Source organism: Pelovirga sp. C15f, assembly GCF_057178085.1.
Genome location: NZ_JBXUCV010000002.1, coordinates 257,917 through 274,082 on the forward strand (window position 1 = coordinate 257,917; position 16,166 = coordinate 274,082).

Annotated in this window: 17 protein-coding genes; 15 read left to right on the forward strand and 2 right to left on the reverse strand. The window is 53.1% G+C overall.

What is annotated here, in order from left to right; all coding sequences use genetic code 11:
- Window positions 1-86 precede the first annotated feature (86 nt).
- The 3 genes from umuD to AC1931_RS06470 all read left to right on the forward strand — a co-directional run bounded on the left by umuD (window position 87) and on the right by AC1931_RS06470 (window position 2,941).
- Window positions 87-524, forward strand: coding sequence for a translesion error-prone DNA polymerase V autoproteolytic subunit (gene umuD / locus AC1931_RS06460; RefSeq protein ID WP_483876428.1), 438 nt, complete (start codon window positions 87-89; stop codon window positions 522-524).
- On the forward strand, window positions 521-1,789 hold the full coding sequence (gene umuC, locus AC1931_RS06465) for a translesion error-prone DNA polymerase V subunit UmuC (RefSeq protein ID WP_483876429.1): 1,269 nt from the start codon (window positions 521-523) through the stop codon (window positions 1,787-1,789). Before umuD ends, umuC begins: the two co-directional genes overlap by 4 nt.
- Window positions 1,790-2,089: 300 nt before the next feature.
- Window positions 2,090-2,941, forward strand: coding sequence for a cysteine hydrolase family protein (locus AC1931_RS06470; RefSeq protein WP_483876430.1), 852 nt, complete (start codon window positions 2,090-2,092; stop codon window positions 2,939-2,941).
- Window positions 2,942-2,963: 22 nt separating this feature from the next.
- On the opposite strand, the gene AC1931_RS06475 is transcribed toward AC1931_RS06470, so the two are convergent.
- On the reverse strand, window positions 2,964-4,529 hold the full coding sequence (locus tag AC1931_RS06475; protein ID WP_483876431.1) for a Ppx/GppA phosphatase family protein: 1,566 nt from the start codon (window positions 4,527-4,529) through the stop codon (window positions 2,964-2,966).
- Window positions 4,530-4,743: 214 nt separating this feature from the next.
- Between AC1931_RS06475 and ppk1 the strand changes: the two genes are divergently transcribed.
- The gene (gene ppk1 / locus AC1931_RS06480; protein WP_483876432.1) at window positions 4,744-6,930 is read left to right on the forward strand and encodes a polyphosphate kinase 1; all 2,187 of its coding nucleotides are present in this window, start codon (window positions 4,744-4,746) and stop codon (window positions 6,928-6,930) included.
- A 101-nt stretch (window positions 6,931-7,031) separates the two neighbouring features.
- On the opposite strand, the gene AC1931_RS06485 is transcribed toward ppk1, so the two are convergent.
- Window positions 7,032-7,493: a response regulator gene (locus tag AC1931_RS06485; RefSeq protein WP_483876433.1), complete on the reverse strand. Its 462-nt coding sequence runs from the start codon at window positions 7,491-7,493 to the stop codon at window positions 7,032-7,034.
- A 229-nt stretch (window positions 7,494-7,722) separates the two neighbouring features.
- Here AC1931_RS06485 and AC1931_RS06490 point away from each other — a divergent pair, with 229 nt between their 5' ends.
- From AC1931_RS06490 to rfbC, 11 genes are all read left to right on the forward strand, one after another.
- Window positions 7,723-8,262: a hypothetical protein gene (locus tag AC1931_RS06490; protein WP_483876434.1), complete on the forward strand. Its 540-nt coding sequence runs from the start codon at window positions 7,723-7,725 to the stop codon at window positions 8,260-8,262.
- A gap of 9 nt (window positions 8,263-8,271) precedes the next feature.
- Window positions 8,272-8,562 carry a flagellar biosynthesis anti-sigma factor FlgM gene (gene flgM, locus AC1931_RS06495; RefSeq protein ID WP_483876435.1) on the forward strand — a complete coding sequence of 97 codons (291 nt, stop codon included), beginning with the start codon at window positions 8,272-8,274 and terminating at the stop codon, window positions 8,560-8,562.
- A gap of 2 nt (window positions 8,563-8,564) precedes the next feature.
- Complete coding sequence (locus tag AC1931_RS06500; protein ID WP_483876436.1) at window positions 8,565-8,918, forward strand: hypothetical protein; 354 nt, start codon at window positions 8,565-8,567, stop codon at window positions 8,916-8,918.
- Between the two features lie 3 nt (window positions 8,919-8,921).
- On the forward strand, window positions 8,922-10,298 hold the full coding sequence (gene flgK / locus AC1931_RS06505; protein ID WP_483876437.1) for a flagellar hook-associated protein FlgK: 1,377 nt from the start codon (window positions 8,922-8,924) through the stop codon (window positions 10,296-10,298).
- 8 nt (window positions 10,299-10,306) lie between these two features.
- On the forward strand, window positions 10,307-11,323 hold the full coding sequence (flgL, locus tag AC1931_RS06510; protein WP_483876438.1) for a flagellar hook-associated protein FlgL: 1,017 nt from the start codon (window positions 10,307-10,309) through the stop codon (window positions 11,321-11,323).
- A 91-nt stretch (window positions 11,324-11,414) separates the two neighbouring features.
- Window positions 11,415-11,657: a carbon storage regulator CsrA gene (gene csrA, locus AC1931_RS06515; protein WP_483876439.1), complete on the forward strand. Its 243-nt coding sequence runs from the start codon at window positions 11,415-11,417 to the stop codon at window positions 11,655-11,657.
- The gene (locus tag AC1931_RS06520) at window positions 11,654-12,091 is read left to right on the forward strand and encodes a flagellar assembly protein FliW (protein WP_483876440.1); all 438 of its coding nucleotides are present in this window, start codon (window positions 11,654-11,656) and stop codon (window positions 12,089-12,091) included. Before csrA ends, AC1931_RS06520 begins: the two co-directional genes overlap by 4 nt.
- Before the next feature lie 214 nt (window positions 12,092-12,305).
- A complete protein-coding gene (gene rfbB / locus AC1931_RS06525; RefSeq protein ID WP_483876441.1) occupies window positions 12,306-13,370 on the forward strand; it encodes a dTDP-glucose 4,6-dehydratase in 1,065 nt (354 codons plus the stop codon).
- Window positions 13,371-13,374: 4 nt separating this feature from the next.
- The gene (gene rfbD / locus AC1931_RS06530) at window positions 13,375-14,289 is read left to right on the forward strand and encodes a dTDP-4-dehydrorhamnose reductase (protein ID WP_483876442.1); all 915 of its coding nucleotides are present in this window, start codon (window positions 13,375-13,377) and stop codon (window positions 14,287-14,289) included.
- A gap of 30 nt (window positions 14,290-14,319) precedes the next feature.
- Window positions 14,320-15,198: a glucose-1-phosphate thymidylyltransferase RfbA gene (rfbA, locus tag AC1931_RS06535; RefSeq protein ID WP_483876443.1), complete on the forward strand. Its 879-nt coding sequence runs from the start codon at window positions 14,320-14,322 to the stop codon at window positions 15,196-15,198.
- A complete protein-coding gene (gene rfbC, locus AC1931_RS06540; RefSeq protein ID WP_483876444.1) occupies window positions 15,198-15,743 on the forward strand; it encodes a dTDP-4-dehydrorhamnose 3,5-epimerase in 546 nt (181 codons plus the stop codon). The genes rfbA and rfbC overlap by 1 nt, the downstream gene beginning before the upstream one ends.
- The last annotated feature ends 423 nt before the right edge of the window (window positions 15,744-16,166 follow it).

A 16,166-nucleotide genomic window follows, 5' to 3' on the forward strand; every position in this document is an offset into this window, starting at 1 on the left:
ATTAGCCCCACCTGCCGCATGGGAGTGACGTATTGTGTCACCTCGGGATGTTATGCCATGTGCTATAGTGCCGTCAGGAGATCAATATGAAAGCCATTCTACTCGGTCGGGCCGATCAGGTTCCGCCGGAAAATCTTAATATCCCCCTGTTCCTTGACCGGGTACCTGCCGGATTTCCCTCGCCGGCGTCCGACTATTGCGAGCGCAGTCTGGATCTGAACGAGTTGTGTATCACCAAACCCGCTGCCACCTACTTTGTCCGTGCGTCGGGCGATTCCATGCTCGACGCCGGGATCTTTCCCGGTGACGTGCTGGTGGTGGATCGCTCCCTGGAGGCACGTCATGGTGATGTGGTGATAGCCGAGTATGGTGGCGAGTTAACAGTCAAAAGGCTGGAGCTTAAACCAATGGTGCGGCTGATGCCGATGAACAAGAATTATCTGCCGCTGGTGATCCCGGAAGGGGAGGAGCTGCAGGTGTTCGGTGTTGTTACCACTGTCATCCATTCCCTGCGCAAACCATGACCGATAACGTCTTCGCCCTGGTCGACTGCAACAACTTCTACGTCAGTTGTGAGCGGGTGTTCCGTCCTGATCTGAAAAAGGTTCCGGTGGCGGTGCTCTCCAACAATGATGGCTGCATCATTGCCCGCAGTCAGGAGGTCAAGGACCTGGGGGTCAAGATGGGCACCCCGGTGTTCAAGGTCAGGGATCTGATCAAAGCGCACAACATCCGCATCTTCTCCAGTAACTACAGTCTCTATGACAATATCTCCACCCGGGTGATGCAGACTCTGGAAACCTTCGCTCCGCGGGTGGAGATCTATTCCATCGATGAAGCTTTTCTGGATGTAAGCGGTATCTCCCCTCTTGAAACCTATGGCTACCGGATCAGACAGACGGTTATCAGGGATGTTGGTGTTCCCGTCTGTGTCGGTATTGCCCCCACCAAGACCCTGGCCAAGCTGGCCAACTATGCCGCCAAGAAATTCAAACAGACCGGCGGCGTGGTGGATTTATCCGATCCGCAACGCCGGCAGCGTTTGCTCGATATCACCCCGGTATCTGAAGTCTGGGGGATCGGGCGACGGCATACGGAAAGTCTCGCCCGCATCGGTATTACCACCGCCGGACAGTTGGCGCGGATGGATACCCGTTTTATCCGGGGAAAATACTCTGTGGTCATGGCGCGTACCGTCAAGGAACTGAACGGCGAATCCTGTATCAACCTGGAAGAGATTAGCCCACCCAAAAAACAGATTGTCTGCTCGCGCTCCTTCGGCGAAAAGATCACCGACAAAATCCAGGTTCGCCAGTCCCTTTGCGAGTTTACCGCCCGTGCCGGCGAAAAGCTCAGGAAAGAAAAACAACGGGCAGCCATCCTCACCGTTTTTATCCGCACCAGTCCGTTTGATAAAAACCAACCCTACTACGCCAATGCCGCGACCGGCGGTTTTTTTCAAGCCACCTCCGACACCCGACAATTGACCGTCATGGCCACCACCCTGTTTGAACAGATCTGGAAAAAGGGGCGCCGTTACGCCAAGGCCGGTATCATGCTGAGTGACTTTACTCCCGCACAGCAGATCCAATATCCCCTGTTCGGCCAAGCCGACGATACCGACACCTCAGACCGCCTGATGCTGACCATCGACAGCATCAATAACAGGGGACTCGGCAAGATCTGGTTTGGTGGGCAGCGCCCGAAAAAAGACTGGTTCATGAAGCAGGAACTTAAATCACCGGCCTATACGACAAGCTGGGATTGTTTGCCGATGGTAAGGGCGTGAAATCGCGCTGGAGGAGAAAATCGGCCTCCAGAGTACAAAGAAGTTTGTCCCCTTGAAGCTTAACGGGCAGGTGTATATCGCTGATCCCGGCTGAGGTCACCCCGAAGCAGGCCGCTATCACCCACGCAAACGCAGCCGATCTTCTCAATGTTGCCCTCTGCGACCTGACTGCTCGAGAATGGCGCGACGCCAACCATGACAAGGACAGGTTTTGCGGCTATTTAACTTGCCTTTGCCCCATCGGCTGTTAGCCTTCAATCAAATAGAATCGGTTTTGCCTCAACCGAACGGAGTATGGACATGATTGAAAGCGACCGCAATATCTTGACACTCAAAGAAGCGTTGCAGCAGCCTTGCAAATACCGGGATCTAGAACTTGCTCTGCAACCGATGGACAATCACAGTAAGACCCCCGGTGGGCCGAATCAAACCCCTCTGGCCTTTTGGGCCGCCTGGGACTTGAAGGATCGTCCCCGCAGAATCGCTTTGTTGCTGGATGACTGCCAGGAGGAGTATCGGCCCTATGCCGGCGGCATCCTTCCGAACATGACAAAAATAATGAAAACCTTCCGACAGGCCGGAACGTCCAGCGACGGCGTGTGTATCGCCTGGAGTTCGTGGACCCGCAGATACGATGATGGCATTTCAAATGCAATGGATCGCTGGTATGGTCCCAGGGGCTTGCGGCCGGAAGACCCGGAAAATGCTGTTTATGTTTTTAACGGTGCTCCTGGGTTGAAGCCATTGGCTGAAATCGCGCCGACAGCGCAGGAGATCGCGGACGGATGGTATTATCACGGCAAGCATCTGGATATGTTCTGGACCTTCAATGAGCAAGGCAAGTCATATCTCGACGAAAAGCTCAAAGAACTAGCTATTGACACGATTGTCATCGTCGGATTGTGGACTGATGAATGTGTTCTCAGCACCGCGTATGCGGGTAATTCTCGGGGATATGATGTCATCGTCATAGGCGATGCTGTCGCAACCGCCACAGCGAACCAGAAAAATGCTTTGACTATTGCCAATAGTACTTGTGCCAAGGTACTGACAACCGACGATTTAATCCATTATATGGAAAAAGATTTTAAGACGGGACAGCCCGGAGCTGTGAAAGGCACAGGTTACCCCGATGGCAGAAAAGAGGGGTGATCTAGCCTAAAGGTTTTAACCATCATTCTTCAGCGCGCTTCGCAGAGACCAGCAGTGGCCGATCAAAGGCCTGCTCGAACAGGTCAGATTTGCTGCGGGCGCCGTAGAGTTCCACTGACATTTCCCGCGGGCTTTTGAGAGTCATTTCAAGGTTTTTATCGGTCAGTCGGCACTCTAGCTGTTTCACCTGGAGATTACGCCGGCGGTCAAGGCCGTCCGCCAGCCGCACAATGCCTCCGAGGCGCCGCACCAGTTGTTGATCCTCCGGACTTAAGACGGCAAAACTTTCATGGCTGCTTTTTGGTTTGGCCTTGCGGTGATAGCGGGCAATATTGGCGATCAGTTCGCGTTCGCGCGGGGAAAAGCCGAACAGGTCGGCATGGCGGATCAAGTGGTAGGTATGGCGATGGTGGCGATCATAACTGATGAAGTAGCCGATATCATGAAGCAGGCTGGCGGCAATGAGCAGGTCGCGCTGGCGCTCATTCAGTTCATAACTGGCTGCAACGGCGTCAAAGATAGTTTCTGCCATGCGGCAAACCTGTTTGGCGTGCTGTTCGTCAAAGCGACAGGATCGACCGAACTCCAGAATGGCGTCACGCCAGTGCCGTGACGCGGCGCGCTGGGGCAGCAGTTGACGTTGCTGAAGGCTGTGGAGGATGAGCCCCTCGCGGATACCCTGACCGTTGATGCGCAGCAGGTTGGTGCGCAGGCGCCGCATCAGTTCATCGACCACAACCATGCCGGCGAGAATAATGTCGGCCCGCTCCGGATTAAGTCCGGGGACCACCAGGCGCTCTTTCTGGGTTTTGCGGGCGATCATCGCCAGCATATGGACGACTTCGGAGTGAAGCACCTCGTAGCGATGCACTGATTCATATTGTTCGCCGCGCATCGCCATGATCATGCCGGCGATGTTGGTCATGGTGCCCCCGGATCCGATCAGACAGGAGACGGCCAGCCCTTTGCCGATGCCATGGGCTTTGAGCTCCTTCCGTACCAGCTTGCGTACCTTTTCGAGCTCGCTACTGGTGACCGGGTCGTGGGTAAAATATGTTTCAGTCAGAAAGACGGCCCCCAGATCCAGCGAGATGAGGTTCTCGGTATGATCACCCACCGCGACGACAATTTCCACACTGCCACCACCGATATCGCCCATGGCAAAGCGTTGTTGATCCATGGCAAAATTATGGTGAACACTTAGTGCGGCGAGTTCCGCCTCCTGCTCGCCGCTGATCACATCGATGGTCAGACCGGTCGCCGCTTTGACCTGAGTGAGAAACCTCGATTGATTATGTGCCTTGCGCACCGCGCTGGTCGCAACCACCGCGTCAATCTCGGCACCAAGCCCGGCGCAGATGCGCTTCATTCGTGTCAGCGCGTCGATAGCGCGCTGGATGGCGGCATCGCAGATGATCCCGGTTTGGCTCAAACCTTCGCCCAGGCGGGCCTGGGCTTTTTCATCATCGAGGACACGAAAATTGCCTTGGGCATCAGCTTCTACGACAATGCAGCGAATCGAGTTGGTGCCGATATCGATGGCAGCCAGGCGCGTGGTTGCCGGCAGGGCGTTGTGACTATCGGTCATGGTATTTTCCTCATGGAACCGGGTGCAAATCGTTGTAGAATGTTTACAACATTTATCAATATGGCAGATATTTGTTTATCATCATAACCTATCAGTCTGATGCATTGCCATGGTCCGGGTCGAAAGTTGTGGCAAAAACGGCATTCTCACACAATTCTCACATAGACAGGCTATGGTGGCGCGGATTTTTTACCATATTCTAAGGAGAGTTTAGATGCCGCCTTCACCTGTGCCGCTAACGCCCGATTCCATGCCATTATCTCCGCAGGAGGTGTCGGTGACAGCAGAAAAAAAAGAGTTTGATTTAAATGATCCCGCCCTCTATATCAACCGTGAACTGAGCTGGATGGAGTTTAACGACCGGGTGATGAGCCAGGCTGCGGATCAGCGCCTGCCACTGCTTGAACGAGTAAAGTTTCTGGCGATCTACGGTTCGAATATGGATGAGTTCTTTATGAAGCGCATCGGTGGCCTCAAGCAGCAGGTTGCTGCCGGAATCCAGGATGTCACTGTCGATGGACGCACTCCCCGGCAACAGATAGAAGCCTGTTTCCAGGTGATGATCGACCAGAGCGCCCGCCGTGAACAGACCCTGAAAGAGCTGCTCAGGGCCTTGGCAAAGGTCGGTATTGAGGTTGTTGCTTACTCTAAGCTCGGACGCAGTGAACAGGAAGCGCAACGCAGTTATTTCTACGATAATCTGTTCCCGCTGATTACTCCGCAATCAGTTGATCCGGCTCATCCTTTCCCCTTTATTTCCAACCTGTCCCTCAACCTGTTTGTCAAGCTGCGCTATCCCGGCGACAAGGAGGTTTCGTTGGCACGGGTTAAAGTGCCGGTGGGTGCCGGCGCCAGCCGTTTTCAACGGATCGGACATCAAGGGCATCGCTATGTTCTGCTTGAAGAGGTGGTGGAACAGAACCTTGACCTGCTGTTTCCCGGCATGGAAATCATCGGTTGCGAACTCTTTCGGGTGACCCGCAATGCCAATACCAGCAAGGATGAGGAACACGCCGATGATCTGCTCGAGCTGATTGAAACCACCCTGCAGCATCGTCGTGTTGCCCCTATCGTCCGTTTGCAGGTGACTCCCGATGTGTCCCTCGAAAACCGCGGCCGTTTAGCGGCTGAGTTGGGCCTTAATGAAGAACGTGATGTTTTTGTTTCCGAAGGGATGCTCGGACTGCGCGATCTTTGGGAGTTATACCGTCTCGAATTTCCTGCCCTGAAGGATCTGCCACATCACCCTGTCGATCATCCGCTGCTGACTAAAGAACGCAGTATCTTCCACTCTATTCGGGACCAACGAGAGATTCTGCTGCAGCATCCCTATGAGTCTTTCTCTTCATCGGTCGAGCGATTTCTACACGAGGCTGCCAGTGACCCCAAGGTGCGCTGCATCAAAATGACCTTGTACCGTACCGACCCCAACAGCGGGATCATCAACTATCTGATCCGTGCCGCACGCAACGGCAAGCAGGTAGCCGTGGTGGTAGAGCTCAAAGCCAGCTTTGATGAGCAGGCTAACGTCAAGCTGGCAACGCGCATGGAGGAGGCGGGCATTCACGTGACTTACGGTGTCGTCGGGTTGAAAACCCATGCCAAGATGATTCTGGTCATTCGCGAAGACTACAAGGGGTTGCGCCGCTATGTGCATATCGGTACCGGCAACTACCACCCGGTCACCGCGCGCCTGTATTGTGATCTGGGACTGTTGATCTATGACAAAGAGGTCGGTCGTGATGCTACTGAATTGTTCAATTATCTGACGACCGGCTTTACCCCAAAGCGTAATTACACATGCCTGTTGCCGGCGCCGAAAATCCTGAAAAAAGCCCTGCTGGATAAAATTGACCGGGAAATCGCCTGCCGGGCCGGCAGCAAACCAGCGCGAATAATCTTCAAAATGAATGCCCTTGAGGATGTACAGATTGTCCAGGCGCTTTACCGTGCCTCCCAGGCCGGGGTCAAGGTCGATCTGCTGATCCGCGACAGTTGTCGCATCCGTCCGGGGATTGTCGGATTATCGGAAAATATCCGCGTGGTGTCGATTGTCGGACGCTTTCTCGAACATGCCCGGGTCTACTATTTCTGCAATGGCGGCGAGGATGAATTGTTGATCGGTTCAGCTGATGCCATGAAGCGCAACCTCGAATTCCGGGTGGAGGCCCTGATCCCGGTGAGCTCCCTCCACCTGCGCCAACAGTTGCTGGAGATGCTGGAAGTGCAGTTGAAAGACCGCGTCAACGGCTGGCAGATGCAGGCCGACGGCAGGTATCAGCTGCACCAACCGCGTTCGCGTAAAGGCATGTCCGGAAGTCAGGAACAGCAGATCAAGCTGGCAGAAAAGCGCGTTCATGAGGTGCAGCGCTTGCGCAAGCGAAAGGCGCGACCGGCATAAGACCCTAGTTCCCTGTAACTCATAGAACGTCGCAACGATTGCGCAGGATTTTGGCGCGTCAAAGGACAAGCAAGATGCGATAGATTATGGGTTACAGGGTGCTAGTTCCCAAGGCATTGGCGGATGGCCTGGCTGAAGGACTGTACCGTGAAGGGTTTGGTCAGAACCGGCAATTCTCCTGTCTGCGGGCAACTGCTCAACCCCAGGGAAAGATCATGGGCGGTGGAAAGTAATATCTTCGTGGCTGGCTGGAGGCGCCTGGTGTCGGGGAGAGCTTTTTCCGCTTCAGCCACCTGATGATCTATCTCGACGTCGAAAACAATCATCTCTATCTTCTCTGTGCGGCATAATTCGAGAATATCGGCAGCGTTGTTGGCGGTCAGGGCCCGGTATCCGAGGATTTCAAGTAGTGACTTCCCCAGTTTGAGCAGGGTTGCATCTTTTTCTGCCAGCAGAACGGTCTCTCCCTCTCCGTAAGCGATGGATGTCTGTGGGGAGAAGGCGCAATGGGCCCAACCCTGCACCCAGTGCTGTGGGAGTTGACGGTTGTTCTGATCGGTCATGGGGGTGGTATATCCTGTTGTCATCAGAAGGTTCAGTGCTGATTGTTTGTGACATATCATTTGTAATAATTAATCAGAGTAATGTCAACACCTATTGTTCCGATTAGGCGCTGCGCTGATCTAAAAAAAGGCCGTAGCATTGCAAATAAAAAACTAAAGAAGCTCTTCTCCATGGTCGATAACAGTCTCATAGAAAAAGACTTGCACATGGACAACAGGGAGGTTAGCCATGGTACAGCAGATCAACCCGACAGGTGGCGCAAAGCCGGTAAACACCCCTTTGCAGGAAGAAAAATCCCAGCGAAATCATGCGCAGCACAAGACGGCAGGCGACGCTGATCGAGTCTCTCTGGGGAGTAAAAAGGCAGAAGCAACCTACGGGCCGGGTCTGAAAGTGGCGGAACCTTACGAATTATTACGGCAACTGGTGGTAAAAACCCTGCTCGATCAGGGTGCGACCAGTAAAGTTGATACCGGCAGCGGGATCATCGATCTGGCGACCTTGACCCCGGAAGAAGCACAGGCACTGGTGGCTGAGGACGGTTACTTTGGCATTGAGCAGACCTCGGAGCGCATTGTTGGATTTGCTATCAATGCTTTTAGTAATGACCCTGGAAAGTTACAACAGATGAAAGACGCTATCGACAAAGGCTTTAGCGAAGCACAACAGGCCTTTGGTGGGGCGCTACCGGAGATATCACAAAAAACTTACGAAGCCATTATGGAAAAGCTGGACACCTTTGCAGCCAGTTTTGACCAGGAGCAATAGGAGTTGGTTATGGTCGATCGAATCGTTGGAAATAGAGGTTACGGACCTGTCGGACAGATGGGGAGAACTGACAAGGCGGCCAACGTCAAAAAAAATGACGGCGGCAAACAAACTGATCGGGTGGATTTTTCCAGTGCCCTCAAAGAAGCTGAGAAGGTCGGAGCCGCTACATCCGCTCAGGAGGCTGCACGTATGGACAAGATCGCAGCACTTAAAAGTCAGATTCAGGAAGGAACCTACAAGCCTGACCTGAACAAGGTCGCTGCCAGCCTGCTCCCCTTCCTGATGCGGGAGAGCTGATCATGGCGGATCCCCATGTCAGACAAGCTCTCGAGCGACTGCTTGAACTTCTGGGCCAGGAACGCGAAGCGGCTCAGCGCCTCGACATGGAAGGGCTGCAGACGATCGTTGCCGACAAGGAAGAATTGCTCAAAGGGCTGGTTATTGCTCCCGAGCAGGTGGAAGGGCTACAGGGTCTGCTCAAGCAGATCGACCACGAAAACCGCCGCAACGCTTTTTTGCTGTGGACCGGGCTGAACTGGGTGCGTGACCTGATGGGGTTTTTCGGTAAAGCTGCCATGCCTCAGGTGTACGGTGGCTCGGGTCAGTCCCGGACCCTGCATCAGGGTGGGCGACTGCTGTCAGGAAAGGTGTAGATCATGGGTGGACTCAACGCCGCGCTGAACTCCGGCCGCACCTCATTACAGACCAATCAAAAAGCCATCGAGATTACCGGCCTGAATGTTGCCAATGTCAACACCGAAGGCTATTCACGCCAGACCCCCAACCTCTCGCCCTATCCCGCCCTGGCCTTTGGTGATTATTTTATCGGTACCGGCGTCACCGTCGGCTCGATCCAGCGCTCTCATGATGTTTTTCTTGCCGGTCAGATTAAAGAAAAATCGATGGAAGCCGGCCTGGAAAACAGCATGCTTAATCCCCTTGCTGAACTGGAGCGAGTGATCGGTATCGGCGAAGGCAGCCTGTCGGATGAGTTTGACCAGTTTTTTGATGCCTGGCGTCAGCTCTCTACCAACCCCGGTGGTGAAGTTGAGCGGCAGGCGGTGTTGCAACGTGGTGAGCTGCTCGGCCGCGCCTTCTCCAATATCTATCGCGAAACCCAGCAGTCGGTAAAAAATATCAACAGCACCATCACTTCCAAAATCGATGGTGTCAATCTGGCCCTTGAGGAAGTAGCCCAGCTCAATACGCGGATTTCGGCTCTTGAGATGTCCGGCCAGGATGCCAACTCCGATCGTGATCGTCGTGATGTGTTGCTCAAGAGCCTGGCTACCAGTATCGGCGCCACCACTTTTGAAACCTCCACCGGGGCCGCTTCGGTGCAGTTGCCCAATGGCATGCCCCTGGTGGAAATGGGTAAGGCCAATCAGATCAACGGCGTATTTTCCGGAACCGATGTCAATCTCGAATTGAGCTTCGGAGCCTCCACCCTGCCTCTTGACCGAAACGCTTTAGGCGGTGAATTCCGCGGTCTCTACGAAGTCCGTGACATCATGATTCCCGATGTGGTGAATCGGCTTGATCAGCTGGCTTATACTTTTGCTTCCGAAGTCAATACGGCGCATCAGGCCGGCACAGGATTGGATGGCAGCACCGGATTAGATTTCTTTGTCCAACCTCTTGGTGTCGATGATGCTTCTTCTAATCTGCAGATGAATATTAATTTGACCAGCCAGATTGCCGCGGGTCAGACCATTGCCCCCGGAGATAACACCAACGCCCTGTCAATTCTATTGCTGGAGCAGGAACAATTGCTCGGCAACGATACCTTTGTCTCGTTTTACGGCAAGATCGCTTCCACTGTCGGTGTTGAGACTGCCCGTAACCGCCAGGCCGCCCAGGGCTACAAGGACAGCCTGGTGCAGCTGGAAAACATGCGTGACGGTGTTGACGGCGTCTCGTTGGAAGAAGAAATGATCAACCTGCTCAAGTATCAGCGCGGTTTCGAAGCCTCGGCGCGCTTCCTGTCGACGGTTGATGAGATGATGGCCACGTTGATGACCCTGAAACGCTAGGTGGTGCCATGAAAGCAACACAAGTAACAACCTATCGCAGTTTGCAGAATTTTCTCGATCGCACCAGTGACCGGCTGTCAACTTTGCAGTTGCAGGCCGCGACCGGTAAAAAACTCAATCGGCCGTCAGATGACCCGACAGCGATCAGCCCGGTGCTAAGTGCCCGCACCCAGATTCAGGCATCGGATCGTTACATTGAAACCATCGCCACCGGTCTTGACCGTATCAACAATATGGATGGCTATCTTGACGGTATCCAAAATACCATGATCCGTTTAAAAGAGATTGCCATCGCTGGAGTTAACGGCGCCATGAGCCCGGAAGATATGCGTACCTACGCTGAAGAAATCAGGCAGTTGCGTGATAGTCTGCTCGCAGATGCCAATGCGCAGGTTGATGGAAAATATCTTTTTGCCGGATTCAGTGAAAAGACCCGTCCCTTTTCTGCGAATGAATCTTATATTGCAGATCCGTTCGATCCCGCTGATCCTGCGAGCTGGCCGGCTGACTTTGATCCCACCGATCCTGCTTATGATCCGGCTGACCCAACGACCTGGCCACCCTCTTATGATCCGGCTGAGCCGACGACCTGGCCGGTTATTTATGAAGGGGATACGGGTCTCGTTGAATTTGAAATTGCCCCCAATGAGCTGATTGGGGTCAATATTACCGGCGACAAGTTGATGCAGGATCCGATAGACGTCTTCGGGCTGGTAACTCAGCTGGAGGCTGCCTTTCGTGCCAATGATTCGGGGGCTGTGGCCGCTTTGATCGATCCGCTGGAAAGTGCAGCCAACCAGATCCGTGGCGAACGCAGTTTGAAAGGGAATATCGGCAAACGTCTTGAAGTAGCCGGTTCACAGATGGAAAAAATCAAGATCGACATGGAAGCCTTTCGCTCCCGTTTTGAAGATGCTGACATTCTGGAAACGATCACGCAGCTGCAACAGCAGCAGCAGAGCTTCGAAGCGGCGTTGAATGTCACCGGTAAGGTTTCGGCATTGTCGATACTGGATTATATTTAAGGGGCAGCATTCATAATATAGAAAACAGAATTTAGCATGAATCTCAAAACGTACTGCGGAGGCGGTACGGATAACAGCCAGGAGGCACATCATGTTGGTACTCACACGCAAGGCCGGAGAAGGCATCATCATCGGTGATGATGTCAAGATCACGATTATCGAAGTAAAGGGTGGTGGCATCCGCATCGGGATTGATGCTCCCCGCGACATGAAGGTTCATCGTCAGGAAGTCTACGACAAAATCAAAGAGGAAAACCAGGAGGCAACACAATGGCACATCGCGGATCTGGACGAGCTGAGCAATATGCTGAAGTCCGGGAGGAAACAACCATGAAAAAAATTCAATCCCGTTTTGGTGAAATTGAGTATGATCCGGCAAACACTCTTCACTTTCCTGAAGGGCTCATCGGTTTTGAAGATCTGCGCGACTTCGTCGTGATGCCTAATGAAAAAGAGGGGCCCCTTTTCTGGATCCAGAGTGTGGAAGATCCCCAGGCGGCTTTTATCCTCACCAATCCATCCGATTTCTTTTATGACTATAAGGTGATTCCCGATAACCGTGAGCGGCAGAAGCTGGGTATCGCCGACGGCGAACTTTGCCTGGTCTGCAGCATAGTCTCGGTGTCGCCCGAGCGCAGGATCACCCTTAATCTGGCTGCGCCGGTGCTCTTTGCTCCCGCAACAAACAAGGCCCTGCAGGTGATTCTGGAAGGGACGCAATTCAGTTCGAGAACACCCTTGCCTGAGGTTGCACCGCTAAAGGAATAGTTGGTACCCTGTTGTCAAAACAACGGGTCGCTGTAATGATGGGTTGCAGCGGCCCTTTTTTGTTGGAAGTTTTTTAAAAAAATGGTTTGTTTTTATAGTATTGTAACGCATCCACGGTGCGCGGTTTTATAATGACCTCAAGATTGAAATAGTAACCTCCTTCTGTTGTGTCGCCTTTTGATGTGTTGACGCTTTCTCCAACGCGGAGGCTTTTGTGAAGTCTGTTCTGGTAACAGGTGGTTGTGGTTTTATCGGCAGCAATTTTGTGCGGCTGTTGCTGCAATCGGTGCCGCAGATTCGGGTCGTCAACCTTGACAAACTGACATACGCCGGTAATCAGGAAAACCTGCGTGATGTCGAAACCGATGATCGTTACCGGTTTGTGCAGGGGGATATTTGTGACGCAGCGCTGGTGGAACATCTGTTTCTGGACGAGGGGGTCGACGCTGTCGTTCACTTTGCCGCTGAATCCCACGTCGATCGCAGTATCAGCGGCCCGGCGGAATTTATCCAGACCAATATCATCGGCACCTTTACCTTGCTTGAGGCCGCCAGAAAAACCTGGCAACCAGCCGTCGCAGAAAGATCATCCCGGCGCTTTCTCCATGTATCAACCGATGAAGTGTATGGTTCTTTAGGAGCGCAGGGGTTGTTTACCGAGACCACCCCCTATGATCCCCGTTCCCCCTACTCTGCGAGTAAAGCAGCATCGGATCACCTGGTCAGCTCCTATTTTCATACCTTCCAGCTGCCGACTGTCATTACTAACTGTTCCAACAATTATGGCCCTTACCAGTTTCCGGAAAAACTGATTCCTCTGGTGATCAATAACGCCCTGCAGGGGAAAGAACTGCCGGTTTACGGTGACGGCAAGAACATTCGCGACTGGCTCCATGTCACCGATCATTGTCGGGCAATTTTGCAGGTGCTGCAACAGGGGCGCCTCGGTGAAACCTACAATATCGGCGGCAACAACGAAATGCAGAATATTGATGTGGTTCACACCATCTGCGATGTTCTCGATGAAAAGGTCGGGCTGTTGCCGGACAACCAGGCACGTCGTTCCCTGATCAGGTTTGTCAAGGATCGTGCCGGGCATGACCGCCGCTATGCTATCGACTCAGCTAAAATCAAGAATGAGCTGGGTTGGGAACCGTCTCTGGGATTTGCCGAGGGAATCCGCCTAACCATCGACTGGTATCTTGCACACCGTGATTGGTGCGATCATATCCTCAGTGGGTCATACCGACAATTTTATGCCCGGCAATATGGGGAGTAGATCGATGACGCTGGCTCAGCCGCAAAAGATAAGGATTGCCCTGGTTGGGGCCAAGGGAATGCTGGCCAGTGCCGTGCAAGCGGCAGCACCCGACCCGGTCATCATCATCGGTCTTGACCTGCCGGAATTTGACCTCACACAAACGGAAACGGCTACCCGGCGGTTGCTGGAATTGCGTCCTGATATCATCGTCAACTGTGCCGCCTGTACCGCGGTGGACCGCTGTGAAGCTGAGGAAGAAACAGCCATGCTCGTCAATGGCACAGCGGTAGGAATGCTGGCGACAACAGCAAGGCAACTGGATGCAACCCTGGTGCATATTTCGACCGATTATGTCTTTGATGGCCGTGCCCGGCAACCCTATGTCGAGACCGACCCTCCCAATCCTTTATCTGCCTACGGGCGCAGCAAATTGGCTGGGGAGATGGCATTGGTCGGCAGCGGCCTGAAACGTTATTTTTTGATCCGCACCAGCTGGTTGTACGGTCTGAACGGTCCGAACTTTGTTGAAACCATCCTTCGCCTGGCCCGGCAGCGCCGGGAACTGTGCATTGTGAACGATCAGATCGGCTCACCGACACTGACCTGTGACCTGGCTGCCGCTATCTTCAGACTGTTGGCGATTGTGCCTCACCCTTCCTACCCGCAGCCGGAACATGGTCTGTATCATTTTTCCGGGAGCGGGTATTGCAGCTGGTACGATTTTGCCTGCGAGATTGTTCGACTGGCACAGCAGCAGGGGATGTCTCTAAAGATTGAAAAAATACTGCCGATAAACACAGCTGATTATCCCTTGCCCGCTGTGCGTCCTCCCTGGTCAGTTTTGTCGAAAGATAAATACCAGACAGCGACGAAAGAGATGATACCGCCATGGCAGGAGAGTCTGGCCAGATATTTTTCGATGAGAGACACTGATTGAAATACGATTCTGAAACCGAAAGGGTGCACCATGGCAGGTATTGAAAAGGGCATCATTTTAGCCGGCGGTGCCGGGAGCCGTCTCTATCCGCTGACGCTGGTTGCCAGCAAACAGCTGCAGCCGGTATATGACAAGCCAATGATCTACTACCCCCTGGCAACGCTGATGATGGCAGGGATTCGCGATATTCTGATTATTTCCACGCCGGATGACACCCCGCGTTTCAAAGCGCTGCTGGGGGATGGTTCACGCTGGGGGATCTCCATCTGTTATCAGGTGCAGCAGCAACCCGGCGGGATCGCCCAGGCTTTTCTGGTTGGGGAGGATTTTATCGACAATCGTCCCGTTGCGCTGATTCTGGGGGACAATATCTTTTACGGCAAGATGGGGCTCGATCGTATTGTCCGTTCTTTCCATGCTGGCGCCAGGGTGTTTGGCTATCCCGTGGCCGATCCACAACGTTATGGCGTAGTGGAATTCGACAAGCAGGGCAAGGTCCTCAGTATCGAAGAAAAACCCCTTCAGCCGAAATCCCACTACGCTGTTCCCGGGCTGTACCTTTACGATGACCAGGTCGTCGAAATCACCAAATCGATGCGTCCCTCAGCCCGCGGCGAGCTTGAAATTACCGATGTCAATCGCATCTACCTTGAACGTGGCACGCTGGAGGTGGAAAAACTTGGACGCGGCATTGCGTGGCTCGACACCGGCACCCACATCAGCCTGCTTGAGGCCAGCCACTTTATCGGAACCCTGGAAGCGCGCCAAGGGTTGAAAATCGCCTGTTTGGAAGAGATCGCGTACCGCACCGGTTTTATTGATGCGGATCAGCTGCAGCAGATCATCTCAGCGACCCCGGCATCCAGTTACCGGGATTATCTGCAGATGGTCGCACGGGATGAATTCTGATGCAGGTTACAGCGACGGAAATTCCAGAAGTTCTGATGCTTGAACCCAGGGTCTTCGGGGACGAGCGCGGATTTTTCTTTGAGAGCTACAATCACCGAACCTTTTCGCAGGCAACCGGTTTTTCCCCGGAATTTGTACAGGACAATCACTCAAAGTCCGCCGGAGGGGTTTTGCGCGGTCTACACTATCAGATCAAACAACCGCAGGCAAAACTGGTCAGGGTGATTGCCGGCGAGGTGTTTGATGTGGCTGTTGACCTGCGTCGTTCGTCACCAACCTTCGGGCGATGGGTGGGGAAGCTCTTGTCGGGAGAAAATAAACGTCAATTGTGGATTCCCGAAGGTTTTGCCCATGGTTTTCTGGTGTTAAGTGAATCCGCCGAGTTCCTCTATAAAACCACCGAATATTATGCCCCCGAATATGAGCGCTGCATTATCTGGAATGACCCGCAACTGAATATTGTCTGGCCGTCGGATGTGGAAATTATGCTGTCGGCAAAAGATCAGGCGGGAGAGGCTTTTCACGTCGCGGATGTTTTCGAGTGAGGTGATAGTACTGTAAGGAGCTGTTTTTCTTCAGCCGCAGGTCGCGGGACAAAATCTTGACACCTTTACGCCCACCTGATGACAAGCAAGCAATCTGTTCAGTCCGTTGGTTGCAGGTGCTGTGTTTCAGAAAAATAAGTCTCGGCGAAAATTTTTTCTTCTTTCCGCTTCGAAGCCTGTTTGGCGGTAGTTTGAGATCAAATAAGTTGGTTCCTCTTGCTTGATTCCCCCCCCATTATTCAATAAGACCAACAATTGAGCACAGTTTTTGCAAACACTAATATTTTGTACGTGAAATTTTCCGATTTAAAGCGGAATGAACATTTACATGACAGATCATGTAGAGCGTTGCTATTCGCTTTAATGTTAAAGGAACCGGATTTTTAGGTTATTTCGGCGCACCAATTCTTATCAAAGGACCTG

Bases quoted from the DNA above. Each gene is read 5' to 3' on its own strand.
- AC1931_RS06490 (WP_483876434.1), top strand. From the start codon at position 7,723: ATGGTACAGCAGATCAACCCGACAGGTGGCGCAAAGCCGGTAAACACC.
- AC1931_RS06475 (WP_483876431.1), bottom strand. From the start codon at position 4,529: ATGACCGATAGTCACAACGCCCTGCCGGCAACCACGCGCCTGGCTGCC.
- AC1931_RS06485 (WP_483876433.1), bottom strand. From the start codon at position 7,493: ATGACCGATCAGAACAACCGTCAACTCCCACAGCACTGGGTGCAGGGT.
- csrA (WP_483876439.1), top strand. From the start codon at position 11,415: ATGTTGGTACTCACACGCAAGGCCGGAGAAGGCATCATCATCGGTGAT.
- umuC (WP_483876429.1), top strand. From the start codon at position 521: ATGACCGATAACGTCTTCGCCCTGGTCGACTGCAACAACTTCTACGTC.
- AC1931_RS06470 (WP_483876430.1), top strand. From the start codon at position 2,090: ATGATTGAAAGCGACCGCAATATCTTGACACTCAAAGAAGCGTTGCAG.
- rfbA (WP_483876443.1), top strand. From the start codon at position 14,320: ATGGCAGGTATTGAAAAGGGCATCATTTTAGCCGGCGGTGCCGGGAGC.
- rfbC (WP_483876444.1), top strand. From the start codon at position 15,198: ATGCAGGTTACAGCGACGGAAATTCCAGAAGTTCTGATGCTTGAACCC.
- flgL (WP_483876438.1), top strand. From the start codon at position 10,307: ATGAAAGCAACACAAGTAACAACCTATCGCAGTTTGCAGAATTTTCTC.
- rfbD (WP_483876442.1), top strand. From the start codon at position 13,375: ATGACGCTGGCTCAGCCGCAAAAGATAAGGATTGCCCTGGTTGGGGCC.
- AC1931_RS06520 (WP_483876440.1), top strand. From the start codon at position 11,654: ATGAAAAAAATTCAATCCCGTTTTGGTGAAATTGAGTATGATCCGGCA.
- AC1931_RS06500 (WP_483876436.1), top strand. From the start codon at position 8,565: ATGGCGGATCCCCATGTCAGACAAGCTCTCGAGCGACTGCTTGAACTT.
- ppk1 (WP_483876432.1), top strand. From the start codon at position 4,744: ATGCCGCCTTCACCTGTGCCGCTAACGCCCGATTCCATGCCATTATCT.
- flgK (WP_483876437.1), top strand. From the start codon at position 8,922: ATGGGTGGACTCAACGCCGCGCTGAACTCCGGCCGCACCTCATTACAG.
- umuD (WP_483876428.1), top strand. From the start codon at position 87: ATGAAAGCCATTCTACTCGGTCGGGCCGATCAGGTTCCGCCGGAAAAT.
- flgM (WP_483876435.1), top strand. From the start codon at position 8,272: ATGGTCGATCGAATCGTTGGAAATAGAGGTTACGGACCTGTCGGACAG.